This window comes from Halomonas sp. RT37 (assembly GCF_040070525.1).
Taxonomy (GTDB): Bacteria; Pseudomonadota; Gammaproteobacteria; order Pseudomonadales; family Halomonadaceae; genus Halomonas; species Halomonas litopenaei.
This window is the reverse complement of record NZ_CP098827.1, coordinates 2,669,777-2,693,192: the sequence shown is the minus strand read 5'-3', so window position 1 is coordinate 2,693,192 and position 23,416 is coordinate 2,669,777. Positions and strand designations below refer to the sequence as shown.

The window sequence follows — 23,416 nt, the reverse complement described above, 5'->3', positions numbered from 1 at the left end:
GTTGGACGGACGGCCTGGACGTCCGCCGGCTTTCGGTGCACGCAGCGGGTTAACCTGACGCGGCGTTGCAGGTAGAATGGCGCGCAATTTGTCGCCCGCGTCCATGCGACGAAGGTCGTCCAAGCACCACCTCCCGTTATCAAAGAGGACTCGCCAATGAGCGTCCATGCCATCGATCACCCCCTGGTCCAGCACAAACTCGGTCTGATGCGTGAAGCCGGCATTAGCACCAAGAGCTTCCGTGAACTGGCCGGCGAGGTGGCAAAACTGCTCACCTACGAGGCGACCCAGGACCTGGAGTTGCAGGACTATGACATCGATGGCTGGAGTGGCGAGACCATCACCGTCAAGCAGCTCAAGGGCAAGAAGGTCACCATCGTACCGATCCTGCGAGCGGGACTAGGCATGCTGGAAGGTGTCACCGACCTGATTCCCAGTGCACGGGTCAGCGTGGTCGGTCTCTACCGCGATGAAGAGACCCTCGAGCCAGTGCCCTATTTCTCCAAGTTCGCCAACGACCTGGACGAGCGCATGGCAGTGGTCATCGATCCGATGCTGGCCACCGGAGGTTCCATGGTGGCCACCCTGGACATGCTGCGCGACCGTGGCTGCCAGTTGATGCGAGTGATCGTGCTGGTGGCAGCTCCCGAAGGCATCCGCCGCGTTCAGGAAGCCTACCCGGATATCGAGATCTACACCGCCTCGGTGGACGAGCGCCTCGACGAAAACGGTTATATCGTGCCGGGACTGGGCGACGCCGGGGACAAGATCTTCGGTACCCGCTAAGCACGCGATATCCCGCCAATGCCACGGCCAGACTATCCAGCGGTGGCATTTTACCCAGTGGTTTCATGCCTATGATCGAAAGCAGACATTTCAGGTGAAATGTCTGCTTTGCTGTGTCCGCAAGTCAGTTGGGCGGGAACGCAGTTCAGCCATTGTCCGTCTGGACAGACGCCGCGCTCTCGTTGTGGCTTTCGGTGGTTGATTCAAGAATCAAGGAGGCATGGATGAAGTTGTTGCGTGTGGCAGCTAGTGCTGCAGTAATTCTGAGTCTGGCGGCAAGCGTTCAAGCTGGGGTGATACGCCCCGACTGCGATGCTGAAAAGGTCGCCAAGAATGCGGCACTCGAGGCCACGGTGGGGGTTTCTGGTCGTTGCACCGCAGATCGCGCCGTGGAAAATGCCAAGGACAACGTCAATGATCGTGTCGATGACGCCCGGGACGGGGTCGCGGATCACGTCGACGATGCTCGGGGTGGGGTTTCCGATCGGGTGGATACTGCACACGACAGCGTCGAGCGAGCGGGCGGGAAGGTCGATGATGCGCTGGATAAGCCAGTGCGTACGCTGTTGAACTGACGTCAGCGGGTTCTCCCGCCTCCGTCGTGCGCCCAATGTTCCTTTGCGAACATTGGGCGCTTTTTTTTTCTGGAAACAACATCTGCACCAATGCTCAGCTACCAGAGAGGTGGCTTTTCGCATTAGACAAAAGTTGGTAGCGGTGGAAAAGAAAAGCAAGAACAAGAGGATGAGGCATAAAAAGGGCGTCTTCTAGCGCGTGGTGGGCCCTTTCGTTTAAAAACATCACGGGCGAGTAGAGATTCTCTACTACCGTACAGATGACGCCCCTCGGAGACGAGGGGAACCTCTGCGCGAAAGAGTACGCCCATGTCCCTGATCCTCGACGGCGTCACCCGCAAGGTGGCGAGCGAGACCCACATCGATGACGTCAGCCTGACCCTGGAGCCGGGTTCCTTCAATGTCCTGCTGGGCCGCACCCTGGCCGGCAAGACCAGCCTGATGCGCCTGATGGCCGGGCTGGACCAGCCGACCCGCGGGCGCATCCTGATGCAGGGTGAAGACGTGACCGGCAAGGGGGTGCGCCAACGCAACGTGGCGATGGTCTACCAGCAGTTCATCAACTACCCCCACCAGAGTGTCTTCGACAATATTGCCTCTCCGCTGAAGCTGGCCCGTGTCGCCAAGAGCGAGATCCAGCGGCGTGTCCACGAGATCGCTGAGCTGCTGCACATCGAAGGCCTGCTCGACCGCCAGCCGCTGGAGCTGTCCGGTGGCCAGCAGCAGCGCACCGCCATGGCACGGGCGCTGGTCAAGGACGCGGACCTGGTGCTGTTCGATGAGCCTCTGGTCAACCTCGACTACAAGCTGCGCGAGGAGTTTCGCGAGGAGTTGAGTGCCTTGTTCGCCCGGCGTGACTGCATCGCGGTCTACGCCACCACCGAACCGGCGGAAGCGCTGGCGCTGGGTGGCAACACGGCAATTCTGCACGAGGGGCGCCTGGTTCAGCATGGCTCGACCGCCACGGTGTTCCGCCAGCCGGCCTCCCTGACCGCGGCGGAGATGTTCTCCGAACCCCCCATCAATGTGCTGGAAGGACGTATCCGCGACGGTGAAGTCAGCTTCGACGACGAGGTGCACTTCCCGCTCGATGAAGCTCTGGCGGCGCTTGACGAGGGCAGCTACCGCTTCGGTGTGCGGCCGGCTCATCTGGCCATGCAGCCCCGGGCGGACGATGACCTGGCGCTTGACGTCAAGGTCGAGCTGGCCGAGATCAGTGGCTCCGAGACCTTCCTGCACGTGGGCAACGAGAGGATGTCCCTGGTGGCGCATCTTCCCGGTGTTCACAGCTTTCGTGTGGATGAGCCGATCACACTCTATGTACCGGTGCATCGCCTGTTCGTGTTCGACATGGATGGCAAGACCCTGCACGTGCCGCCGGAAGCCGGTGACGGAGGGGTGCGTCCGCCGCTTCCGTCGTCACAGCAGGCACCGCCGGCGTCGGGGGAGGAGCGCTAGTATGGCCGAGATTCGCCTTTCACAGTTGGCGCACAGCTATTCGGCGTCGCCTTCGAAGCGCAGCGACTACGCCATCGAACAGATGGATCACGTGTGGGAGCAGGGTGGTGCCTATGCCCTGCTGGGGCCATCCGGCTGCGGCAAGTCGACCCTGCTCAATATCATCTCCGGGCTGCTGGTGCCTTCCCAGGGCGAGGTGCGCTTCGACGGGGTCATGGTCAACGAGCTGCCGCCTGAAGAGCGCAACATCGCCCAGGTGTTTCAGTTCCCGGTGGTCTACGACACCATGACGGTCTACGACAACCTGGCCTTCCCGCTGCGCAACGTGAAGACCCCGGAGGAGCGGGTTCGCGAGAGGGTCGAGGAGGTCGCGGACATCCTCGACCTGACCGACCGCCTGGCCAGCAAGGCGCGCAACCTCAGCGCCGACGAGAAACAGAAGGTGTCCATGGGGCGTGGCCTGGTCCGTGATGATGTGGCGGCCATCCTGTTCGACGAGCCACTGACGGTGATCGACCCGCAGCTCAAGTGGAAGCTGCGGCGCAAGCTGAAGGAGATCCATCAGCGCTTCGCCATCACCATGATCTACGTGACCCACGATCAACTCGAAGCCTCGACCTTTGCCGACAAGATTGCGGTGATGTACGACGGTCGAATCGTCCAGTTCGGTACCCCTCGCGAGCTGTTCGAGAGCCCCGCTCACACCTTCGTCGGCTACTTCATCGGTAGTCCCGGCATGAACTTCTTCACGCCATGCATTGATGGCGACAACATCCTGATCGACGGCCAGCGCCTCGAGCTGTCCGCCGAGATGCGACGGTCGCTGCTTGATGCTCGTGAACGCAGCGACAACCTCAAGCTGGGCATTCGTCCGGAATTCATCGAGCTTGCCGAGGACGGCACGAGCGGCACCCTCAGCGCCGTGGTGGACCACTGCCAGGATCTCGGGACCTACTCGATCTTGACGCTGGCGCTAGACCAGGCGCGCTTCAAGGTGCGCGTGGAGGAGGGCGGGCTCGCGCTTTCCGGGCGCGTGTCGGTGCGCTTCCCTGAAAGATGGCTGACTTTGTACGTAGATGAATCCCGTATAGAGGTGGCGTCATGAACAAGGTCCCCAATAATCGCGCCTGGTGGCTGGTGCTGCCGATGCTGGCGCTGGTCGCCTTTTCCGCCATCGTGCCGCTGATGACGGTGGTCAACTACTCGGTGCAGGACGTCTTCGACGCCAATACCCGGTTCTTCACCGGCACCGAATGGTTCGTCAAGATGCTCAACGATCCGGCGCTGCAGGCGGCGCTGGCCCGGCAGTTTGCGTTTTCGCTGACCATTCTGGCGATTCAGGTGCCGCTGGGGGTGGGGATCGCGCTGTTGATGCCCAAGCGTGGCTGGCGGGCGTCACTGGTGTTGATCCTGGTGACCTTGCCCTTGTTGATCCCGTGGAACGTGGTGGGCAGCATCTGGCAGATCTTCACCCGTGGCGACATCGGTCTGATGGGCTGGAGCCTGCGCCAGATCGGCTATCCCTACAACATCACCTCGAGTCCGCTGGACGCCTGGGTGACCATCGTGCTGATGGATGTCTGGCACTGGACCTCGCTGATCGCACTGCTCTGCTACAGCGGTCTGCAGGCGATTCCCGAGGCCTACTATCAGGCGGCGCGCATCGATCGCGCTTCACGCTGGGCGGTGTTTCGCTATATCCAGCTACCCAAGCTCACCAACGTACTGGTGATCGGGGTGCTGCTGCGTTTCATGCATTCCTTCATGATCTACGCCGAACCCTTCGTGTTGACCGGCGGCGGGCCGGGAAGCGCGACCACCTTTCTCAGTCAATCGCTGGCGATCATGGCCACCGCCCAGTTCGATGTAGGGCCTTCGGCGGCCTTTTCGCTGATCTACTTCCTGATCATCCTGCTGGTCTGCTGGGTGTTCTATACCGCCATCATGAATCTGCAGAAGGACCGGCAGGGAGGGGCTCGCCATGACTGATTCCACGCCATCCAGTCCCGACCGGGTGCGAAAGCGCGCGGAAAAGGAGGCGGCCCGCCGCCGTCGACAGGGCCGTTCGACAGGACGACGCTTTCGCCGTGGCTTCTTGATGCTGGCCTACATCGTGTTTGTACTGCTGCCGATCTACTGGCTGGTCAACATGTCGCTGCAGACCAATAGCGAGATCCTCGGCGAGCTGACCCTGTGGCCGCAATCGCTGACCTTGGCCAACTACGCCAAGATATTCACCGACCCGAGCTGGTACATGGGTTACGTCAACTCGATCACCTATGTGTTGATGAACATGGCCATCAGCATGAGCGTGGCGCTGCCGGCGGCCTATGCCTTCAGTCGGTACCGTTTCATCGGTGACAAGCACCTGTTCTTCTGGCTGTTGACCAACATGATGGCGCCACCGGCGGTGTTCCTGCTGCCGTACTTTCAGCTCTACTACACGGTGGGCCTGTTCGATACCCACATCGCCGTGGCGCTGGCCCACTGTCTGTTCAATATTCCGCTGGCGGTATGGATCCTCGAAGGCTTCATGTCCAGCGTGCCCAAGGAGATCGACGAGACCGCCTTTATTGATGGTTACAGCTTCCCGCGCTTCTTCGTCCAGGTGTTCATTCCGATGATTCGCTCCGGCATCGGCGTGACGCTGTTCTTCCTGTTCATGTTCTCCTGGGTCGAGCTGTTGCTGGCACGCACTCTGACCTCCACCGAGGCCCAGCCCATCGCCTCGGTGATGACGCGAACCTCGACCGCCTCGGGCATCGACTGGGGCACCCTGGCGGCGGCCGGGGTACTGACCATCGTGCCGGGCATCGTGGTGGTGTTCTTCGTGCGCCATCACATCGCCAAGGGCTTTGCCCTGGGCCGGACCTGAGGAGCACCGACATGGACTGGATGGTATGGACCCTGCCCACGGCGATCTTCTTTGGTGTCATTGCGCTGTTGCTGGTGGTCATGACGACCTGGGAGCTGGTATCGCCGACTCGGGAACGGCGCGGTTTTCTGCCGATCAGCACCACCCGGGGGGACCGTTTCTTCATCGGCATGCTGTCGGCGGCCTACATCCATCTGGCGGTCGTGGGCTTCACCAGCCTGAGTCTGTGGCTGGCGCTGGGCGTATCGGTGGTGTGGATGCTGGTCCTGCTGCGATGGGGCTAGCGGGGGCCAGGCTCCCTTCGACGACAACGATCGACCTGACGGTCGACGACAACAATAGAGGTGACCATGAACGCTAGACTCAAGCTGACCAGACTAGGTGCTGTGGGGCTATTGCTGCTCAGCGGCGGCGCCCTGGCCCAGGACGATCGAACGGCGGTGATCGAGCGCCTGGCCGACGAGGTGTTCAAGGACTCGACCCTGAGTCGCGAGGAACGCATCGCTGAACTGGAATGGTTTGCCAAGGCTGCCGAGCCGTTTGAAGGCATGGAGATCAACACCGTCGCCGAGGGCCTGACCACCCATACCTGGGAGCGCGACGTGCTGGCGCCGGCCTTTACCGAGCTGACCGGTATCGAGGTAACCCACAACATCATCGGCGAAGGTGATGTGGTGCAGAACATGCAGACCCAGATGCAGTCGGGGCGCAATATCTATGACGCCTACGTCAACGACTCGGACGCCATCGGTACCCACATTCGCTACGGCTCGACCATCAACCTGAGCGAGGCCATGGCCAACGAGTGGAAGGACCTGACGCTGCCGACCCTCGATCTGGACGACTTTATCGGCATTCAGTACACCACCGGGCCCGACGGTAGCATCTACCAGCTGCCCGACCAGCAGTTCGCCAACCTCTACTGGTTCCGCTATGACTGGTTCCAGCGCGATGATCTGAAGGCAGAGTTCAAGGACATCTACGGCTATGATCTGGGTGTGCCCACCAACTGGACCGCCTATCAGGACATCGCCGAGTTCTTCAGCGAGCACGTCGGCGAGATCGACGGTCAGAAGGTCTACGGCCACATGGACTACGGCCGTCGGGATCCGTCGCTGGGGTGGCGCTTCCATGACTCCTGGCTGTCCATGGCCGGCATGGGCAGTCCCGGGGTGCCGTTCGGCAACCCGGTAGACGACTGGGGCATTCGGGTCGATGAAGAGAGCCACCCGGTGGGGGCCAGCGTCAGCCGTGGCGGCGCCACCAATTCACCGGCCTCGGTGTTCGCCGTCACCAAGATGGTGGAGTGGCTTCGAGACTATGCGCCGCCCGAAGCCCAGGGCATGACCTTCGGCGAGGCCGGGCCGGTGCCGGCCCAGGGCAACGTGGCCCAGCAGATGTTCTGGTACACCGCCTTTACCGCCGACATGGTCAGTCCCGATGTGGCGGTGACCGACGATGAGGGCAATCCCAAGTGGCGCATGGCGCCGTCTCCCACCGGCCCGTACTGGGAAGAGGGGATGAAAGTCGGCTATCAGGACGTGGGGGCCTGGACCTTCTTCGATTCGACGCCGGAGGATCGGCGCAGCGCAGCCTGGCTGTTTGCCCAGTTCACCGTGTCCAAGACCGTCTCGCTGGAGAAGCTGATGGCGGGGCTGACGCCGATCCGCCGGTCCGACATCTTCTCCGACCAGATGACCGAGATGGCGCCGAAGCTGGGTGGCCTGGTGGAATTCTACCGCAGTCCCAACGAGTCCAACTGGACGCCTACCGGCACCAACGTGCCTGACTATCCGCGCATGGCGCCGCTGTGGTGGCAGAATCTGGCCCCTGCGGTCAATGGCGACATCTCGGCCCAGGAGGCGCTGGATAATCTGGCCGGTGACCTCGACAACATCATGGCGCGTCTGGCGCGGGCCAAGGTGTTTGCCACCTACGCGCCGGTGCTCAATGAACCCAAGGATCCCGAAGAATGGTTGAGCCAGCCCGGCGCGCCCAAGGCCAAGCTGGACAACGAGATGCCCCAGGGCACCACAGTGCCCTACGAGCAGATGATGGAGGAATGGATGTCGGCCGGTACCCGTGAGTAGGACGGGGACTTGTGCGCAGGTGACGGCGCTTCGCAGGTCGCCTTTCGTGCATGGCCCCTGATGTGCAGGACGCCGGGCCCTCGCTGGAGACAGCGGGGGCCCGGTGCCTTGTGGGCAATACATGGCGCCGGGTGGATAGCACAGTCTGGATGAGAGGAGCGTCTGCCAAGCGTTGGCGGTGGCGTCGAAAGACGCGCAAAATTTTGCCGAAACGTTGCGCGTGCGTTGGTACCATAGCCGGCGTTTGTCCACCGCGGAGCCCTCCATGTCAGACCCCTCGTCCTCTTCCTCGCCCGTCGAAGCAACGACGGATTCCTTGCCTCGGCTGGTGCTGGTCGGTGCCCAGATGCTGTTCGTGGCGTTCGGCGCCCTGGTGCTGGTGCCATTGCTGACCGGCCTCGATCCCAACGTCGCCATGTTCACCGCCGGTATCGGCACCCTGGTGTTCCATCTGACCACGCGTCTGACGGTTCCGGTGTTTCTGGCGTCGTCCTTTGCCTTTATTGCCCCTATTCAGGGCTCCATCGCCCACTTTGGTGTCTCCGCCACCCTGGGCGGGCTGATCGCTGCCGGTTTCGTCTACGTGGCGATCTCCCAGGCGGTTCGGCTGAAGGGGACGGGGTGGCTGCATCGGCTGCTGCCGCCGGTGGTGGTAGGACCGGTGATCATGGTCATCGGTCTTGCCCTGGCACCAGTCGCGGTGAGCATGGCCACCGGCGAGAACAGCGAGACCATCGGTTACACCCAGGCCATGGTGCTGTCCATGTCGAGCCTGCTGGTGACGCTGATCCTGGCGGTCTTCGGGCGCGGTCTGTTGCGCCTGGTGCCGATCATGGGGGGGATCGTCACCGGCTATCTGATGGCATTGCTGATGGGAGTGGTCGACTTCAGCCCGGTACGTGAGGCGGCCTGGCTGGCGTTGCCATCCTTCACCGCGCCGAGCTTTCACTGGGCGGCGGTCCTGTTCATGATCCCCGTCGCCATCGCGCCGGCGGTGGAGCATATCGGTGATATGGTGGCGATCGGCTCGGTGACCCGACGCAACTACCTGGAGAAACCAGGCCTTCACCGCACCCTGTTGGGCGACGGCCTGGCGACCATTTCGGCGGCGCTGTTCGGTGGGCCGCCCAACACCACTTACTCGGAGGTCACCGGGGCGGTCACCCTGACCCGCGCCTTCAATCCGATGTTCATGGTGTCCGCCGCACTGGTAGCCATCACCCTGGCCTTCGTCGCCAAGCTGGGGGCAGTATTGCAGACCATTCCTACCCCGGTGATGGGCGGGATCATGACCCTGCTGTTCGGCTCCATCGCGGTGGTCGGCATGAATACCCTGGTGCGCGCCGGCAAACCCCTGACCGCCCCGCGTAACCTGGTGGTGGTCTCGCTGATCCTGGTGTTCGGCATCGGTGGTATGCAGTTCGGCGATGGCCAGTTCGCCCTGCAGGGGGTCAGCCTCGCCGCCTTGATCGGCATCGCCCTTAACCTGGTGTTGCCCCGGGCCAGCGAGGACGAATGAACCCTGCTATTACCATGGCCCGGCGTGACAGCCGGGCCATCGGCTGTTGGCGACCGGGCACTGACGATCATGCCCTGTCGTCGTCTTTGATCAATGATGTAGCTGCTCTCCGCCATCGGAAAAGGTGGGGGGAATTAATGGTGCAACTTCTCGCCACCACCGGAAAAGGTGGGGGCAATCAATGGTGCAGTTGCTCTCCGCCATCGGAGACGGTGGGGGGCAATCAATGGTGCAGTTGCTCTCCGCCATCGGAAAAGGTGGGGGGAGTGTTCGCACTGACAATCACGCATTCCTGATCCCCCAGGTTGCGAAACCGATGGGGCAGGCGTGAGTCGAAGTAGTAGGCGTCGCCGGGGCCGAGCAGACCTGTCTCGCCGTTGACGGTGATCTCGATCTCGCCGGCGATGATGACGCCGCCTTCCTCGCCGTCGTGTTCAAGCATCTCTTCGCCGGTATCGGCTCCGGGCGGATAGCGCTCGTGGAGCACCGACATGCGTCGGTCCGGGCGTCTGGCCGCGACAAGCCGCCAGGACAGATGGCCATCACCGATCTCGGTGAGCTCCGCGGCGCGATAGAAGGGGCTGGGGTGGTTCGGTTCGTCACCCGCGAAGAAAGCGCTGATCGATACCGGCAAGGCGTCAAGAATCTTCTTAAGCGAGCTGACCGATGGGCTCACATTGTTAAGCTCAATCAGCGAAATGGTGCTGTTGGTCACACCGGCTCTTTTCGCCAGTTCGCGTTGAGAAAGCTGCTTTTCCTGTCGTAGTTGGCGCAATCTGGCGCCGACGTCGAAACTGTCTTCCATCCTGTTTCCCGTCTCGGCAAAGCCGATGTTGTGCATAATGATGGACACATGATACCCGCTAACGTCGCTGTCCGACATCCCTGGCGCCTACTGTCTACCCCGATACGCTCATGGCAGCCTGCGGGTGGCTAAGGCATCATGGAGGATGCTGTCGACGACCAATAAAAGAGGTGCAATGGTGGCGAGGCTGGACGCGAAGGAGATAAGCGGCGTGGTTCTGGCGGGAGGCCAGGGGCGACGCATGGGAGGAGTCGACAAGGGGCTGGTGCCGTTCGACGGCAAGCCGCTGGCGGCGCACGCCGTTGCCTGTCTGAAGCCCCATGTGGCTAGCGTGATGATCAATGCCAATCGCCATCTGGACGAGTACGCGACTCTTGCCGATCGAGTGGTCGAGGATCACCAGGCGGGCTACCACGGACCCTTGATGGGTATCTACAGTGGTCTGGTCGCGTCCTCTACGCCCTGGGTGGTGGTGGTGCCCTGTGACAGCCCGGCGCTGCCCGCCGATCTGGTGCCCCGGCTGGTGGCTGGCTGGCGCGATGGGCTGGATATTGTCGTCGCCCATGACGGCGAGCGGCTGCACCCCGTGGTGGCGTTGCTGTCCCGTCACCTGCATGAGGATCTGGCGGCGGTACTGGAGCAGGGCGAACGCAAGATCGACCGCTGGTACGATCGCCACCGCTGGGATCGGGTCGACGTCAGCGACTGCGCTGCCGCCTTCGCCAATCTCAACACCGAAGAGGAAAGGCGACGGCTGGAGGCGTGTCGCCAGGAGCGTGACTCATGACGCAGGCGCTGAGCTTGCGCCCCGATCAGCCGCTGTTGGGCATCGCCGCCTGGAGCGGGACCGGCAAGACCACCCTGCTGGAACGTCTGGTACCGATGTTGAAGGGCGCCGGGCTCAAGGTGGCGGTGATCAAGCACGCCCACCACCGCTTCGAGGTAGACCAGCCTGGCAAGGACAGTCATCGCCTGCGTATGGCGGGGGCCGAACCTATCCTGATCGCCTCCCGAGCCCGGCTGGCATTGATGATGGAGACGCCGGGGGGCGAAGAGGCCGATCTGGCAACCCTGCTGGCCATGGTCGCGCCGCTGGAACCGCAACTGGTGCTGGTCGAGGGCTTCAAGGACTGGCCTTTGCCCAAGCTGGAGCTCCATCGGCCGGCGCTGGAAAAGCCGCTGATGGCGGAAGACGATCCATGGATTCAGGCCGTCGCCAGTGACGCCCCCTTGGCGACCAGGGGCGATGCGCTCGATCTCAATGATCATGACGCCATCGCCGCCTGGGTCCAGGCCTGGGTGAGGCGATGGCCCGAGTGGCTTGTCGCGCACCAGGGAGGAGAAACGTCATGACAACGCTCTCCTGTTTCGATCTTGGTGAGCGCATGCTCGGCGTCGAGGAGGCGCGCGATGCCCTGTTGACGCTGGTGGCAGGTCGCCTGGCGGCGGAAAAGGTGCCCCTGGCCAGGGCCCACGGCCGAGTGCTGGCCGAGGCGGTAGAAGCGCCTTTCGATGTGCCCGGGCATACCAACTCCGCGATGGATGGGGTGGCGCTCAACTGGTCGACCGAGGACCCCGGCGAGGTCTTTCTCCAGGTGGGAGAAGCCCTGGCGGGGCAGCCTTTTCAGGGTCGCCTGGGCGACGGTGAGTGTATTGCCATCACCACGGGGGCGCCCTTGCCGCCAGGGGCCGACACCGTGGTCATGCTCGAACAGCTCGAGCGAGATGGCGATCGTGTGAGGGTGACACGCGTCGACCGCGTCAAGCAGGGGCAGAACGTGCGCCAGGCGGGCGAGGATCTGCGTGCCGGCCAGGTGGCCATTGCAGCAGGCAGGCGCCTCGAAGCCGCCGCGCTTGGCCTGTTGGCGTCTCTCGGGCAGGCCGAGGTCCGGGTGCGGCGACGTCCTCGGGTAGCCGTGTTCTCCACCGGCGATGAGGTCACAGCACCCGGTGAGGCACGCGCCCAGGCGGCGATCTATGATGCCAACCGCTATTCTCTGATGGGGTTGTTGCAGGAGCATGGCGCCGAGGTAATCGATCTCGGCATCGTCGCCGATGACACCGACGCCCTGGTCGAACAGCTCGCTGACGCCGCCCGGACCGCGGATCTGGTGGTCTCCAGTGGCGGAGTGTCGGTGGGGCAGGCCGACCACACCCGGGAAGCGGTGGAGCGTCTTGGCAGGTTGACCCTGTGGCGGATCGCCATGCGGCCAGGCCGGCCCATGGCATGTGGGGTGATTGGCCCCGACGAGACACCCTTGCTGGGACTGCCGGGTAACCCGGTGGCCTGCATGGTGACCTGTCTGGTGTTTGTGGTGCCGATGCTGGCGGCTCTGGAAGGGCGCTCACCCACTCAGCCACGCTGGAAGGCCGTCGCCGGTAGCGCCTTTCGTAGCAGGGTCGGACGTACGGACTACAGTCGCGGTGTCTTTCACTGTGATGCGGACGGGACCTTGCGGGTGGTCAATACAGGCAATCAGGGTTCCGGTATTCTGTCGTCCATGGTCTCGGCCAATTGCCTGGTCGAGATTCCCGAGGACACGGACTCGGCGTCCATCGATGATATCGTGATGGTATTCCCTCTCTTTCGATTTTCCTGAGGCTTGAACATGACGCTTTCCCATCTCAACGCACGCGGCGAAGCCAACATGGTCGATGTCGGCGACAAGGCAGCGACCCGACGGGAGGCGACGGCGACCGGAAGCATCTCCATGGCGCCGGAGACTCTGGCGCTGTTGAGCGATGGCAAGTTGCCCAAGGGCGACGTGCTGGCGACCGCCAGGATTGCCGGTATTCAGGCCGCGAAACGCACCCACGAGCTGATCCCGCTTTGCCACCAGCTGGCGTTGTCCAAGGTCAGCGTCGACTTCGAGATCGACGCCGAATCCAGCTGTGTCAGGGTGTCCGCCACCTGCCGTCTGACCGGACGGACCGGGGTCGAGATGGAAGCCCTGACGGCCGTATCGGTGGCCTGTCTCACCCTTTACGACATGTGCAAGGCGGTGGACAAGGAGATGGAGATCGGCGAAATCCACGTGGATGCCAAGCAGGGCGGCAAGTCCGGTGACTATCTGCGTCGGAGCGCGACCGCTGCGACGGCAACGCCGATCGTGACCAGCCCCGAGAACAGCCCGGCGTTGACCCTGGGGCTTGCGTCCGCCGCGGAGCAGTGTGTCAGGGTGAAGTGCCTGGCTGAACTGCGCGAAAGGCTTGGCGTCGGTGAAGCATCGGTGCCACTGGACAGGTTGCCCAGTGCCGATGTTGCCGGTCTCAAGCAGGCACTGAAGACCCTGGATGATCGCTTCAAGGGGCTGGATGAAGGGCGCGTGCTGTGCGCCGTCAATCAGGTGATGGCGAGTGACGGTACCCGTCTGACCTGTGAGGACGAGGTGGCCTTCTTCCCGCCGGTGACAGGAGGCTGATCGATGATACGCGTGCAGCATGAGACCTTCGATGCAGGTCATGAACAGCGCCGGATGCTCGAACATCGCACCGACATCGGAGCGGTGGTCAGCTTCACTGGACTGGTCAGGGACTTCAATGAACGCCCGGACGTCACGGCGCTGACGCTTGAGCATTATCCCGGCATGACAGAAGCGTCGCTGTCCGAGATCGAAGCTGAGGCGCGACAGCGCTGGCCGCTCGATGAGGTAACCCTGATCCACCGGATCGGTCGTCTGGAGCCCGGTGATCCCATCGTACTGGTGGTGGTGGCCAGCGCACATCGGCGTGCCGCCTTCGAAGCCTGCGAATTCTTGATGGACCATCTGAAGACCCGGGCGCCATTCTGGAAGAAGGAGCACACCGAAAGCGGCGATTACTGGGTATCTGAACGTCGTCAGGATCATGACGACGCCAAGCGTTGGGAGGTCGCTTCGCAATGACACAACAGTTGATCGATAGTTTCGGTCGCCGGGTGACCTACGTCCGATTGTCTGTCACCGACCGCTGCGACTTTCGCTGCGTCTACTGCATGAGCGAGGAGATGACCTTCCTGCCACGTGCCCAGGTGCTGACGCTGGAGGAAATCTCTCAGGTGGCGCAAGCCTTCACCGAGCTCGGCGTGGAAAAGATTCGTTTGACCGGGGGGGAGCCGCTGGTCCGTCGCAATATCGAGCAACTGGTGTCCAGTATAGGGGCCTTGCCGGGGCTTCGGGACTTTGCCATGACCACCAACGGGGCGGGCCTGAGGCGGCATGCCGAGGCGCTGCGCCAGGGCGGCATGAAGCGTCTCAACATCAGCCTGGATTCGCTGGATCCCGAGCGCTTTCGACGGCTGACGCGTACCGGTGACCTCGACAAGGTGCTGGACGGCATCAGCGCCGCTCGGCAGGCCGGCTTTGAGCGCATCAAGCTCAATGCGGTGGTGCTCAAGGGGCGCAACGAAGACGAGGTGCTGGATCTTGTCGAGTTCTCCAGGGCAGAGGGGCTGGATATCAGCTTTATCGAGGAGATGCCGCTGGGCGATGTGTCCGACCATTCCCGTGCCGAGACCTATTGTTCAAGTGACGAGGTGCGCGAAAGGATCGAGCAGCGCTACCCCCTGATGGCCACGACGGAAGCCACCGCAGGGCCTTCTCGCTACTACCGTATGGAGGATAGCGAGACTCGGGTCGGATTCATCTCGCCCCATAGCCATAACTTCTGTGCTTCCTGCAATCGTGTTCGGGTCACGGTGGAAGGGCGCTTGCTGCTGTGCCTTGGCAACGAGCATTCGGTGGATCTCAGGGCGGTATTGAGGCGCTACCCCGGTGACCTGGAGAAGCTCAAGGCCGCCATCGTGGAGGCGATGCCGCTAAAGCCTGAACGGCACCATTTCACCACCGATGGGGATGTTCAGGTGGTTCGCTTCATGAACATGACCGGTGGCTGACAGCGCTTTCGCCAAGTGACCGTTTGTTTCCTTACCTGCGTGGGCGCCTTGGGCGCCCGCTCTTTGTATCCTGGCCGCTGTCTTTTTTCCTCGAGGTGTCAGCGTTTCAACCAATATTGACCGGTCAAGGGGTGACTGGGCTCGTCCAATGAGCTCGCTGTTGACGTATAAAGACCGCCAATATTTCGGTAATTGACAAGGAAAAATCTCCAGCATTTCTTGCCAAGAGTGGCCGGTTGCATATACTTTTCTTCAAGTGAATTGCGGCGTGCGCCGCTTGGTGTCAAAGCTATGGAGTGAGCTATGTCCAGCGAATCATTGGAACGCATTGCGAGAAACAAGAACGTGGCACGGGCAGCGGCTCGTCAACTGAGCATGGAACAGCTGCAAAAACTGGCGGAAGTGGTCGAGGAGGTCATCGATCAGAAGCGCGACGAGGAGCGCCAGCGCCAGGAAGAAGAGATGCAGAAGGCCCAGAAGCTGGCGGAGATCCGTGAGCAGATCACCGAAGCCGGCCTGTCGCTGAATGATCTCGTATCGGAGCAGCCCAAGCGCAAGCGTGGACGTCCGCCCAAGAACGCCAAGTGATTCTGCTGGCGCAGGTGTGGTCACGCGAGTTCGGGTGACCTGACCTTGCACGGACGTGTCGCGTCGCCAGTGCAGCTTGGCCGCTGTGTCACCAAAGAGCGTGCATGACGCAAAGCGCGTGAATGGTGACGGCGCGGCCACAAGTACGGCGAACGTCGAGCCGCGACCGGCCCTGGAAACTTCCAGGGCCGGTTGTTTTATTTATATAGGGGTGGGGGCTCAGACGTCGCCGGCGATGCCTTCGATATCGCTCGCCATCAACTGGAGTTCGACCTGTGGCAGACGCTGCAAGTGTTCGCCCAGCCAGGCCTGAATACGAGGGTAGAGGCCACGACGGAGCGCCGACAGGGTATCGACGGCCAGGTCGTCGAGTTGTTCGTCGAGCCAGTCGATGAAATTGTCCTCGTCCAGGGGGCTGGTCTGGCTTGAGTCGATCATCAGTCGGCCAATTCTGGCCCAGCCGGTGTCGGTCGCCACCAGGCTGATGGCGAGGAAGAGTACGCCGTGGCGATTGCGCGCATGTGCCGGAGATTGACGCCGGTCGATGCCCCCGCGCTCGATGATGCACTGAGACAGAGGGAAGCTTTCCTCGCGGGTCAGGCCGCCCTGGTCGAACCGGATCAGATCGCCATTGCGAGGTGCCAGCGGAGCCTCGATGCCCAGGCGACGGGCCAGTTCCTGATGAGCTGACTGATGGTTTTCCTCGCCATGGACCGGCAGCAGCCTGGTTGGCTGGAGCCAGCGATAGAAGCGTTCCAGTTCCTGCTGTGCGGGGTGCCCGGAGGCATGCAGTTCGGGGTGGCTGGCATCATCGATGATGGTGACCTGAAAGCGCGCCAGGCCGCGCTTGAGCCGCTCGATAAGGTGCTCGTTGCCGGGAATGGCCTTGGCCGAGAAGATGACGCTATCGCCAGTGGTCAGCTCGAAGTGGGGGTGCCTTCCCTGGGCAAGGCGCGACAGCGCGGCGCGGGGTTCGCCCTGGCTCCCCGTGGCAATGACCAGCACTTCCTCGGGTGGTAGATAGCCCAGGTCGCTGACGGGCACCAGCGCTGGAAAGTCGTCGAGATAGCCCAGTTGCCTGGCATGGCCCACCATGCGCTCCATGGAGCGCCCGAGCAGGCTGACCCGACGTCCGCAACGAGCAGCGGCGCGGCCGATGGCAAGGACCCGTGCCAGATTGCTGGCGAAGCAGGAAACGACAACGCGGCCCTGGCAGCGGGAGATGGTAGACACCATGGCCCTTGCGACCTCGCCTTCACTGCGTGAATGGCCGGTCACGTTGGCATTGGTGGAATCACCCACCACCAGATCGACCGGCGCGAGGGCGCGAAACAGATCTTCGTTCACCGGCTGGCCGATCAGCGGCTCTGGGTCCAGTTTCCAGTCGCCGGTATGCAGGATGCGCGAGTTGCCTGCCTGAATGAGCAGGGCGCAGCTTTCCGGGATGGAATGGGTCAGCGGCAGGAAACGAAGGGAAAACCCTGCGATGTCCCTGGCGTCCCCGGGTTCGATGACGTCTATCGCGTCGGTGGGAAGTCCCCGTTCGCCGAACTTGACGCGCAACATGGCGGCGACCAGAGGGGTCGCCAGAATAGGGCAGGCCCAGCGTGGCCATAGCCAGGCGGCGGCACCGATATGATCTTCGTGGCCATGGGTAATGAGCAGCGCCTGCGGACGGATGCCGCGGGTATCCAGTATCGAGGTGTCTGGCACCTGGAGCGGCTCACCTGGAAGGTCCTGGCGAATAAGCATGCCACAGTCGACGGCAATCCAGGCGTCCTGATAGCCGTACAGGCTTAGATTCATGCCGATCTCGCCACAGCCTCCCAGGGGCAGAAAATGCACCGGTGGGCGTCGTCGTGGTCGAATCTGGGCTCGCGGAATCGGCATCATGCTCGGCATCGTGGACGGTGTTCATTTCACTATACGGGATCGACCGCGCACGACTCAACGCGAGAGGTCAAAGGACCCGTGCAGCGGTCGTTCGCCATCTCACTTTTCGCTACAATGCATGCCCCGAACGGGCGTGCTCATCGCCCCTCCCCATGGTGGTGCAAGGTTGGTCACCGAGCGTTGGTCCAAGGATACAGGTGTTATGTCCCATTTCTATCGTCTGGTCGTGTCGTGTCCCGATCGACTGGGTATTGTCGCCAGGGTGTCGAACTTCATTGCTGGCCACGGTGGTTCCATCACCGAGGCCAATCAGCACTCGGACCTGGCCTCTGGTCGCTTCTTCATGCGCTACGAAATCCTGGCCGACTCCATCGGCATGTCGAAGGAGGCCCTGTGCGAGGCCTTTGCGCCGGTAGCGCGTGAATTCGAGATGGACTGGGCGCTGCGCGACACTCGTCAGAAGCGGCGCGTCGTGCTGATGGTTTCCAGGGAATCTCATTGCCTGGTGGATCTGTTGTATCGATGGACCGCTGGTGAGCTCGATTGCGAGATCGCGGCGGTGATTTCGAACCATGACGACATGCGCAAGATGGTCGAGTGGCACGGTATTCCCTACCATCATGTGCCGGTTTCGGCAGACGACAAGAGTGCCGCCTTCGCCGAGGTCGAGCGTCTGGTCGAGGCGTCCGAGGCCGACAGTATCGTGCTGGCGCGCTATATGCAGATTCTTCCGCCTGATCTGTGCGAGCGCTACAGTGGGCGAGTCATCAACATTCACCATAGCTTCCTGCCATCCTTTGCCGGGGCCAAGCCGTATCACCAGGCTTACCAGCGCGGCGTCAAGCTGATTGGTGCGACCTGCCACTACGTCACCGAGGAACTCGACGCCGGGCCGATCATCGAGCAGGATATTCACAGGGTCAGTCACTGTCATACGCCGGATGATCTGGTGCGTTTCGGGCGCGATGTAGAAAAGACCGTGCTGGCACGGGGGCTGCGTTGGCACCTCGAGGATCGGGTGCTGATCCACGACAACAAGACCGTCGTCTTTGCCTGAGCCGGCATCAAGGGCGCCGGCCGTTCTTTCGACGCCCGGCGCCTGGGCGGGAATGGGTGAGCGCGAGAGTCTCGAAAGCCTGGTCCGGTCACTCACCCAGGCATGCCAACCGAGCCGGAATCGCCCGTACAGGTAGGCAGCAGGAAGAGGAGGGGTCATGTCCTTTGCTCAGGTGATCCTTGCCCCCTGGCTGATCTGGGTTTGCGCGGGGGTGGCGCTGTCGGCCCTGGTGCTTGCCCTTTTCCAGCGTCCCTGGCGCGCCCTCTTTCAAGATTCTGGCCTGCAGCATCGCTGGCTGGCGGCAACGCTGATGGTGGCGATGCTGTGGCAACTAAGGGCCCAGGCGGTCGATTGGCTCAGTCTGCATCTGCTGTTCACCACTCTGATGACGCTGGTCTTTCGAGGCCCCCTGGCGCTCTTGAGCTGTCTGCTGGTCAATCTGTCACTGGTGCTGACCGGGCGCGTCGCCTGGCCACTGCTGGGCGTCAATCTGGTGGTCACCGGCCTGGTGCCGATGCTGGTGACGGTGCTGATCTGGCGCCTGGTCGATCGACGGCTGCCATCTCATCCCATGGTTTTCCTGTTTATCGGCGGGTTCTGGTGCGCGGCGTTGTCGGCACTGGCTTCGGGGCTCGCGGTGCTGGGGTTGACGCGGCTCGGCGCCAGTGACCCGTCAGCGTTATTCCAGGCCAGTGAGTACGCGCGTTTCCTGCCGCTGCTGATGCCGTCGGAGGCCTTTATCAGCGGCATGCTGCTGAGCATTCTGATGTTCTACCACCCACACTGGGTCGCCACCTTCAACGACAGCCGTTACCTGGACGACGATGGTCGCGGCGGCCGGGGCCCGTGAGCTGAGCAGGGCCGCGACCTTGCCTCAGGCGGGTTTGATCTGGCGTGACGGTTGCGGTGTCGGGTCCGCGTGGCGGGCGCAGTCCGGATTGTAGTGCAGCCCCCGGGATTCTCGCCTTGTGCAGGCGCTGGCGACCGTCAGACTGGCCAGAGTGAGCGCCTGGCGACAGGCGTGCAGCTCGACACTCGCGGCGCCGCTCCGAGTCAGGTCATGAAACTCCGATTCCAGTTGCTCGAGGGTCGTGCGTGCCTCGGCCAGCCCTTCGTCCTGGCGCACGATGGCGACCCTCGCGCTCATGATCTGGCGGACGCGCTGGCGCAACGAGGCGAGTCTCTCGCTGGAAACCTGTCGATCTCCGGTTGTTGCGCTCGGCCGTGGTGTCAAGGTGCGTCCCGGCGCCGGCTCACTCAGGTGGCGAGCGGCGGATCTGGCGTAGACCAGGCACTCGAGCAAGGAGTTGCTGGCCATGCGATTGGCTCCGTGCAGTCCGGTGCAGGCGACTTCGCCGATGGCGTAGAGCCCCACCACGCGCGTGGCTCCCCGATGGTCGGTGGCGACGCCGCCGCAGCTATAGTGGGCCGCCGGCACCACCGGGATGGCCTGGGTGGTGATATCCAGGCCGCGCGCGAGGCAGTGGGCGTGGATGGTGGGGAAGTGGTGACGTATGGCGGCGTCGCCGAGGTGGCGGATGTCCAGCAGCACATGGTCGCTCGAGGTGCGCTGCATCTCGGCGTCGATGGCGCGGGCGACCACGTCTCGCGGGGCCAGTTCGGCGCGCTCATCGATGGCGGGCATGAACCGCTCGCCACGCACGTTCAGCAGCAGGCCGCCTTCGCCTCTTACCGCCTCGCTAACCAGAAAGGGCGGTCCCTGTGGATCGAACAGGCAGGTGGGGTGGAACTGCTGGAACTCCAGGTTCATCAGTTCGGCGCCGATCTCCCAGGCCATGACCATGCCCTCGCCACTGGCCGGGGCGGGGCTGGTGGTATGCAGGTAGAGCCCGCTGGCGCCGCCGGTAGCCAGGACGGTGTCCTGGGCGACAAGGTCGTGAGGGCGCTGGTGGGCGTCCAGGCAGCGGGCACCGCAGCAGGCACCCAGGTCATCGGTGAGCAGTTCGACCGCGATCAGGTCGTCGCGCAGCGTGATCTGCGGATGGGCGCGCACCCGGGCCAGCAGGGTGTCGGTCACGGCGCGGCCGGTGGCGTCGTCGGCATGGATGATTCGGCGAGCGTTGTGGCCGCCTTCCCGCGTGAGGTGGTAGGGATAGCCGCTGGCCGCCTCGGGATCCGGGGTGAAGGGCACGCCAAGGCTCAACAGCCAGGCGATGGCGTCGGGGCCGTTTTCCACGGTGAAGCGCACCGCCGCTTCATCGCACAGCCCGTCCCCGGCAATCAGGGTATCCTGGATGTGGGCCTCGATGTCGTCCTGAGGCGACAGCACCGCGGCAATACCACCCTGGGCCCAGCGACTGGCACCTTGCGCCTCGACACCGGGGCGCAGCAGGGTGACCGGCCGGCGATCGGCGATCTCCAGGGCCATCGCCAGACCGGCGACGCCGCCACCGATGATGAGGACGTCAAGAGGGGCGTTTGCCATGCGTGGTTCCTTCCTTGCGGTCGAAAGAGGGGGCTCGGTGGAGCCCGTGTCGGGGGGCGCGGCGGCGCAGGCGCCTGCTGGGTAGCCGCTCGAGTCCGCCCAGGCGGCGGGCGGTCGCTTCGGTCAGGCGGGCCAGCTCCCGGTTCAGCCAGAGATAGCCGCTGGGGCTGAACAGCATTCTGCCATCCTCGGCGCGGGCCGTGGAGGCGAGGTCGGCGAAATCGTCCAGCGCGAAGGGTGTGACCTCGAGCGTGACCGGGCGTCCGGTGCGCACCTCGAAGGCGAGGGTGCCGAGATCCCGCGCCAGGGCGTGCTGCTGATCGCGCAGTCCTGCCATGGCATCGATCTGTTCGTGACCGGCGCGCGTGGTCCAGTGGGTCTCGAGTAATAGCTCCAGGGTGGACAGCATGCGTCGCTGGTAGGAGATCAGCTCGTCGACTTCGCTGCGGGTCAGGCGTCCTTCGCGGTGGACCGCGTCGGTCAGTCCGCGCTGCTTGACCAGCAATTGGCTGGCGGCCTTGAACAGTGCCTGGGTATCGATGCCCGGTGCCGATGTGGCACTGGTGTGGGTGTGATACAGCCGCGCCATGCGATCCAGACAGTCGGCCAGCAGGAAGCGCAGCATGTCGGTGGCCTTGTGTGGCAGGAAGACCAGGGTGGCGCCGATGCCGACCAGGGTGCCGAGCAGTACGTCGGCGCTTCGCCAGAGTGCCACGCTGAGCTGTTGCGAGCCGTCGCCGATCACCAGCAGCAGGCTGATGGCGAACATCAGTCCGCTGTAGGCCTGGCGACCGCCGAAGACCACCCAGGTGGCGATGGCGATGCCGATCAGCGCGCCGAGTTGTACCCCCCAGCCTGGCAGCGGGAGGATGATCAGCGCCAGGCCGAGGGCGGCGCCGATCAGGGTGCCGGCCAGGCGCTGGCGCCCCTTGTCCAGTACGCCCCCGATATGGGGAAGGTTGCCCATCACCATGACCGTGCTCACCAGCGCCCAGCCACTGTGCTGGAAGGGGAACGTCTGGACGATGGCAAAGGTCACGATCAGTGCCAGACTGACCCGGAGTACGTGGAAGAGGCGGCGATGGCGGTGATTGATGAAGGGGTCGCGCAGGCGTCCGAGCAGCATGGTTCAGCCTCTCTGTCGGCCTGGGGCCGGCTCTCGAGCCGGTTGAGGGTGGGCGGTGGGAGGCGCCGTCATACGCTGTCCGAGATCGTCGGGCAGGGGATCTCGGGGTAGAGAAGCATTGTCGCTCAAGATGCTGAAGACCGTGCAGTGCTGATGAAAATGGGGGTGAAGTTTACCACGCAGGCTCGCGTGCCGTCCCGAGCCAAATGATGTCTCGAGGGACGGTGTCCAGGTGGCTGACAACGGAAAGGGGCCCCGTCCCTGGGGCCCCTTTCATCATGGTGAGTCATCGTGGTGGGTCATGGCCGCACGTCATGACTCGGCAAGGCTCAGCGCCAAAGGCTCAGGCGGCAGCGTCCTCTTCCATCATCTTGTGAATGAGCTCCTTGAGGTCCTCGACCTGTTGCTCGAGGGCTTCCACCCGGTCCTCTTCGCTGTTCTGCTGGGCTTTCTCCTCGATTTCCTGCATGTGCTCCTGCAGGGCTTCCGAATCCATGGCGAAGGTGCTGCCCGCCATCACAAATGCGGCGATCATGGTCGATCCGACTAGCGTGCGTTTCATGTGGCATCTCCTGGAAGTCGTCCCTGAACCCTGTGAAGGCCCGCGCTCACTCCATCGAGGCGATATGGCGCTCTGCCGTCCGTGAACTGAACTGGCACAATTCACTATAGGAGGTATTTCTTTATTCGCCATTATTGATATTTCGGCGCAAGCGATGAGCAAGGGTGTGGGGAACGATGAGAAGGCGATGACAAAGCGACGAGAGGGCGATCAGAGGATGACGAAAGACGGGGCGGGGCAGGGAAAGCGTCTGGCGTGCAACGCCAACGGCTAGATGGCTAAAGTGGGCTGCGCGACCAGAACGCGACCAGAACACCACCACAAGGTAGGTCATCGAGGGAGTGAGTCACGTAAGACATCGATAGGGTTGGTGCCCGGAGCCGGGCTCGAACCGGCACGGTGTTGCCACCGAGGGATTTTAAGTTCAATCTGATCTAATTGGCGGCCGCGCTTGCAATGCGGTTTTTATGAAAATCAGTCACTTAAAGTTGCGTAATGCTGGACATAGCTGCCTCTCAGGCATTGACTGTGCGACCAAATTGCGACCATATTAAGGTACGGTGAGATTTCTTGGTGACAACGACTTTTACTTAGGAACGGGACAAAGGCGTCTAGCAAAGCATCTGACTGGTATTTTCACAAGCAATGTACTAGAGATCTAGTCATTGCTTAGCTTCTTTTATGAGTTGTCTAGTTGATTTTTATTACTTTTACGGAGTGATTTTCCAGAATTGTGCAGGTGTGAGCAACGTTGTGGTCCTAC

The 23,416-nt window shown here is 62.8% G+C and carries 23 protein-coding genes; 18 read left to right on the top strand and 5 right to left on the bottom strand.

The window, feature by feature from the left end; all coding sequences use genetic code 11:
• The first annotated feature begins 156 nt into the window (after positions 1–156).
• From upp to NFG58_RS11475, 9 genes are all read left to right on the top strand, one after another.
• Positions 157–786, top strand: a complete 630-nt coding sequence (upp, locus tag NFG58_RS11515; protein ID WP_045994211.1) for a uracil phosphoribosyltransferase — start codon at positions 157–159, stop codon at positions 784–786.
• 224 nt (positions 787–1,010) lie between these two features.
• Positions 1,011–1,361, top strand: a complete 351-nt coding sequence (locus tag NFG58_RS11510) for a hypothetical protein (RefSeq protein ID WP_108133098.1) — start codon at positions 1,011–1,013, stop codon at positions 1,359–1,361.
• Between the two features lie 309 nt (positions 1,362–1,670).
• Positions 1,671–2,819 carry an ABC transporter ATP-binding protein gene (locus NFG58_RS11505; RefSeq protein WP_348826542.1) on the top strand — a complete coding sequence of 383 codons (1,149 nt, stop codon included), beginning with the start codon at positions 1,671–1,673 and terminating at the stop codon, positions 2,817–2,819.
• 1 nt (position 2,820) lies between these two features.
• On the top strand, positions 2,821–3,924 hold the full coding sequence (locus tag NFG58_RS11500) for an ABC transporter ATP-binding protein (protein WP_348814362.1): 1,104 nt from the start codon (positions 2,821–2,823) through the stop codon (positions 3,922–3,924).
• Positions 3,921–4,808 carry a sugar ABC transporter permease gene (locus NFG58_RS11495; RefSeq protein WP_045994208.1) on the top strand — a complete coding sequence of 296 codons (888 nt, stop codon included), beginning with the start codon at positions 3,921–3,923 and terminating at the stop codon, positions 4,806–4,808. Before NFG58_RS11500 ends, NFG58_RS11495 begins: the two co-directional genes overlap by 4 nt.
• Positions 4,801–5,694, top strand: a complete 894-nt coding sequence (locus NFG58_RS11490) for a carbohydrate ABC transporter permease (protein ID WP_348826541.1) — start codon at positions 4,801–4,803, stop codon at positions 5,692–5,694. The genes NFG58_RS11495 and NFG58_RS11490 overlap by 8 nt, the downstream gene beginning before the upstream one ends.
• A gap of 11 nt (positions 5,695–5,705) precedes the next feature.
• Positions 5,706–5,978 carry a DUF2160 domain-containing protein gene (locus NFG58_RS11485; protein WP_108133102.1) on the top strand — a complete coding sequence of 91 codons (273 nt, stop codon included), beginning with the start codon at positions 5,706–5,708 and terminating at the stop codon, positions 5,976–5,978.
• A 66-nt stretch (positions 5,979–6,044) separates the two neighbouring features.
• Positions 6,045–7,784, top strand: a complete 1,740-nt coding sequence (locus NFG58_RS11480; protein ID WP_287165595.1) for an ABC transporter substrate-binding protein — start codon at positions 6,045–6,047, stop codon at positions 7,782–7,784.
• A 265-nt stretch (positions 7,785–8,049) separates the two neighbouring features.
• The gene (locus tag NFG58_RS11475) at positions 8,050–9,303 is read left to right on the top strand and encodes a uracil-xanthine permease family protein (protein WP_124804852.1); all 1,254 of its coding nucleotides are present in this window, start codon (positions 8,050–8,052) and stop codon (positions 9,301–9,303) included.
• Between the two features lie 223 nt (positions 9,304–9,526).
• On the opposite strand, the gene NFG58_RS11470 is transcribed toward NFG58_RS11475, so the two are convergent.
• Positions 9,527–10,108 (bottom strand): cupin domain-containing protein, encoded by a 582-nt coding sequence (locus tag NFG58_RS11470; protein ID WP_045994203.1) that lies wholly within the window; start codon positions 10,106–10,108, stop codon positions 9,527–9,529.
• Positions 10,109–10,283: 175 nt separating this feature from the next.
• Between NFG58_RS11470 and mobA the strand changes: the two genes are divergently transcribed.
• From mobA to NFG58_RS11435, 7 genes are all read left to right on the top strand, one after another.
• On the top strand, positions 10,284–10,895 hold the full coding sequence (gene mobA / locus NFG58_RS11465; protein ID WP_222516516.1) for a molybdenum cofactor guanylyltransferase MobA: 612 nt from the start codon (positions 10,284–10,286) through the stop codon (positions 10,893–10,895).
• A complete protein-coding gene (mobB, locus tag NFG58_RS11460) occupies positions 10,892–11,461 on the top strand; it encodes a molybdopterin-guanine dinucleotide biosynthesis protein B (RefSeq protein WP_348826540.1) in 570 nt (189 codons plus the stop codon). The genes mobA and mobB overlap by 4 nt, the downstream gene beginning before the upstream one ends.
• Entirely contained in the window at positions 11,458–12,708 is a 1,251-nt protein-coding gene (gene glp / locus NFG58_RS11455) for a gephyrin-like molybdotransferase Glp (RefSeq protein ID WP_348826539.1), read from the top strand. Before mobB ends, glp begins: the two co-directional genes overlap by 4 nt.
• Before the next feature lie 9 nt (positions 12,709–12,717).
• A complete protein-coding gene (gene moaC / locus NFG58_RS11450) occupies positions 12,718–13,530 on the top strand; it encodes a cyclic pyranopterin monophosphate synthase MoaC (protein WP_045994199.1) in 813 nt (270 codons plus the stop codon).
• Positions 13,531–13,533: 3 nt separating this feature from the next.
• Positions 13,534–13,992, top strand: coding sequence for a molybdopterin synthase catalytic subunit MoaE (moaE, locus tag NFG58_RS11445; protein ID WP_045994198.1), 459 nt, complete (start codon positions 13,534–13,536; stop codon positions 13,990–13,992).
• A complete protein-coding gene (gene moaA / locus NFG58_RS11440) occupies positions 13,989–14,981 on the top strand; it encodes a GTP 3',8-cyclase MoaA (protein ID WP_348826538.1) in 993 nt (330 codons plus the stop codon). Before moaE ends, moaA begins: the two co-directional genes overlap by 4 nt.
• A gap of 303 nt (positions 14,982–15,284) precedes the next feature.
• Positions 15,285–15,569 carry a hypothetical protein gene (locus NFG58_RS11435; protein WP_348826537.1) on the top strand — a complete coding sequence of 95 codons (285 nt, stop codon included), beginning with the start codon at positions 15,285–15,287 and terminating at the stop codon, positions 15,567–15,569.
• Between the two features lie 219 nt (positions 15,570–15,788).
• Here the strand turns inward: NFG58_RS11435 and NFG58_RS11430 are convergent, their stop codons facing one another.
• Positions 15,789–17,375 carry a ribonuclease J gene (locus tag NFG58_RS11430; RefSeq protein WP_348826536.1) on the bottom strand — a complete coding sequence of 529 codons (1,587 nt, stop codon included), beginning with the start codon at positions 17,373–17,375 and terminating at the stop codon, positions 15,789–15,791.
• A 289-nt stretch (positions 17,376–17,664) separates the two neighbouring features.
• Between NFG58_RS11430 and purU the strand changes: the two genes are divergently transcribed.
• Together purU and NFG58_RS11420 are read left to right on the top strand one after the other, a co-directional pair.
• The gene (gene purU / locus NFG58_RS11425) at positions 17,665–18,519 is read left to right on the top strand and encodes a formyltetrahydrofolate deformylase (RefSeq protein ID WP_045994195.1); all 855 of its coding nucleotides are present in this window, start codon (positions 17,665–17,667) and stop codon (positions 18,517–18,519) included.
• Between the two features lie 157 nt (positions 18,520–18,676).
• Positions 18,677–19,369 carry an energy-coupling factor ABC transporter permease gene (locus tag NFG58_RS11420; protein ID WP_348814357.1) on the top strand — a complete coding sequence of 231 codons (693 nt, stop codon included), beginning with the start codon at positions 18,677–18,679 and terminating at the stop codon, positions 19,367–19,369.
• Positions 19,370–19,393: 24 nt separating this feature from the next.
• Here the strand turns inward: NFG58_RS11420 and nadB are convergent, their stop codons facing one another.
• The 3 genes from nadB to NFG58_RS11405 form a co-directional block, all read right to left on the bottom strand.
• Positions 19,394–20,965, bottom strand: coding sequence for an L-aspartate oxidase (nadB, locus tag NFG58_RS11415; RefSeq protein ID WP_348826535.1), 1,572 nt, complete (start codon positions 20,963–20,965; stop codon positions 19,394–19,396).
• Positions 20,946–22,091: an FUSC family protein gene (locus NFG58_RS11410; protein WP_253551746.1), complete on the bottom strand. Its 1,146-nt coding sequence runs from the start codon at positions 22,089–22,091 to the stop codon at positions 20,946–20,948. Before NFG58_RS11410 ends, nadB begins: the two co-directional genes overlap by 20 nt.
• Before the next feature lie 343 nt (positions 22,092–22,434).
• Entirely contained in the window at positions 22,435–22,653 is a 219-nt protein-coding gene (locus NFG58_RS11405; RefSeq protein WP_045994191.1) for a hypothetical protein, read from the bottom strand.
• Positions 22,654–23,416: the final 763 nt, after the last annotated feature.

What these genes read in the sequence shown, in the direction of transcription:
- NFG58_RS11405 (WP_045994191.1), bottom strand. Translation starts at nt 22,653, where the DNA reads ATGAAACGCACGCTAGTCGGATCGACCATGATCGCCGCATTTGTGATG.
- NFG58_RS11480 (WP_287165595.1), top strand. Translation starts at nt 6,045, where the DNA reads ATGAACGCTAGACTCAAGCTGACCAGACTAGGTGCTGTGGGGCTATTG.
- mobA (WP_222516516.1), top strand. Translation starts at nt 10,284, where the DNA reads ATGGTGGCGAGGCTGGACGCGAAGGAGATAAGCGGCGTGGTTCTGGCG.
- NFG58_RS11500 (WP_348814362.1), top strand. Translation starts at nt 2,821, where the DNA reads ATGGCCGAGATTCGCCTTTCACAGTTGGCGCACAGCTATTCGGCGTCG.
- NFG58_RS11420 (WP_348814357.1), top strand. Translation starts at nt 18,677, where the DNA reads ATGTCCTTTGCTCAGGTGATCCTTGCCCCCTGGCTGATCTGGGTTTGC.
- NFG58_RS11490 (WP_348826541.1), top strand. Translation starts at nt 4,801, where the DNA reads ATGACTGATTCCACGCCATCCAGTCCCGACCGGGTGCGAAAGCGCGCG.
- NFG58_RS11430 (WP_348826536.1), bottom strand. Translation starts at nt 17,375, where the DNA reads ATGAATCTAAGCCTGTACGGCTATCAGGACGCCTGGATTGCCGTCGAC.
- NFG58_RS11475 (WP_124804852.1), top strand. Translation starts at nt 8,050, where the DNA reads ATGTCAGACCCCTCGTCCTCTTCCTCGCCCGTCGAAGCAACGACGGAT.
- moaE (WP_045994198.1), top strand. Translation starts at nt 13,534, where the DNA reads ATGATACGCGTGCAGCATGAGACCTTCGATGCAGGTCATGAACAGCGC.
- moaA (WP_348826538.1), top strand. Translation starts at nt 13,989, where the DNA reads ATGACACAACAGTTGATCGATAGTTTCGGTCGCCGGGTGACCTACGTC.
- purU (WP_045994195.1), top strand. Translation starts at nt 17,665, where the DNA reads ATGTCCCATTTCTATCGTCTGGTCGTGTCGTGTCCCGATCGACTGGGT.
- NFG58_RS11505 (WP_348826542.1), top strand. Translation starts at nt 1,671, where the DNA reads ATGTCCCTGATCCTCGACGGCGTCACCCGCAAGGTGGCGAGCGAGACC.
- NFG58_RS11410 (WP_253551746.1), bottom strand. Translation starts at nt 22,091, where the DNA reads ATGCTGCTCGGACGCCTGCGCGACCCCTTCATCAATCACCGCCATCGC.
- nadB (WP_348826535.1), bottom strand. Translation starts at nt 20,965, where the DNA reads ATGGCAAACGCCCCTCTTGACGTCCTCATCATCGGTGGCGGCGTCGCC.
- glp (WP_348826539.1), top strand. Translation starts at nt 11,458, where the DNA reads ATGACAACGCTCTCCTGTTTCGATCTTGGTGAGCGCATGCTCGGCGTC.
- moaC (WP_045994199.1), top strand. Translation starts at nt 12,718, where the DNA reads ATGACGCTTTCCCATCTCAACGCACGCGGCGAAGCCAACATGGTCGAT.
- NFG58_RS11495 (WP_045994208.1), top strand. Translation starts at nt 3,921, where the DNA reads ATGAACAAGGTCCCCAATAATCGCGCCTGGTGGCTGGTGCTGCCGATG.
- NFG58_RS11435 (WP_348826537.1), top strand. Translation starts at nt 15,285, where the DNA reads ATGTCCAGCGAATCATTGGAACGCATTGCGAGAAACAAGAACGTGGCA.
- upp (WP_045994211.1), top strand. Translation starts at nt 157, where the DNA reads ATGAGCGTCCATGCCATCGATCACCCCCTGGTCCAGCACAAACTCGGT.
- NFG58_RS11470 (WP_045994203.1), bottom strand. Translation starts at nt 10,108, where the DNA reads ATGGAAGACAGTTTCGACGTCGGCGCCAGATTGCGCCAACTACGACAG.
- mobB (WP_348826540.1), top strand. Translation starts at nt 10,892, where the DNA reads ATGACGCAGGCGCTGAGCTTGCGCCCCGATCAGCCGCTGTTGGGCATC.
- NFG58_RS11510 (WP_108133098.1), top strand. Translation starts at nt 1,011, where the DNA reads ATGAAGTTGTTGCGTGTGGCAGCTAGTGCTGCAGTAATTCTGAGTCTG.
- NFG58_RS11485 (WP_108133102.1), top strand. Translation starts at nt 5,706, where the DNA reads ATGGACTGGATGGTATGGACCCTGCCCACGGCGATCTTCTTTGGTGTC.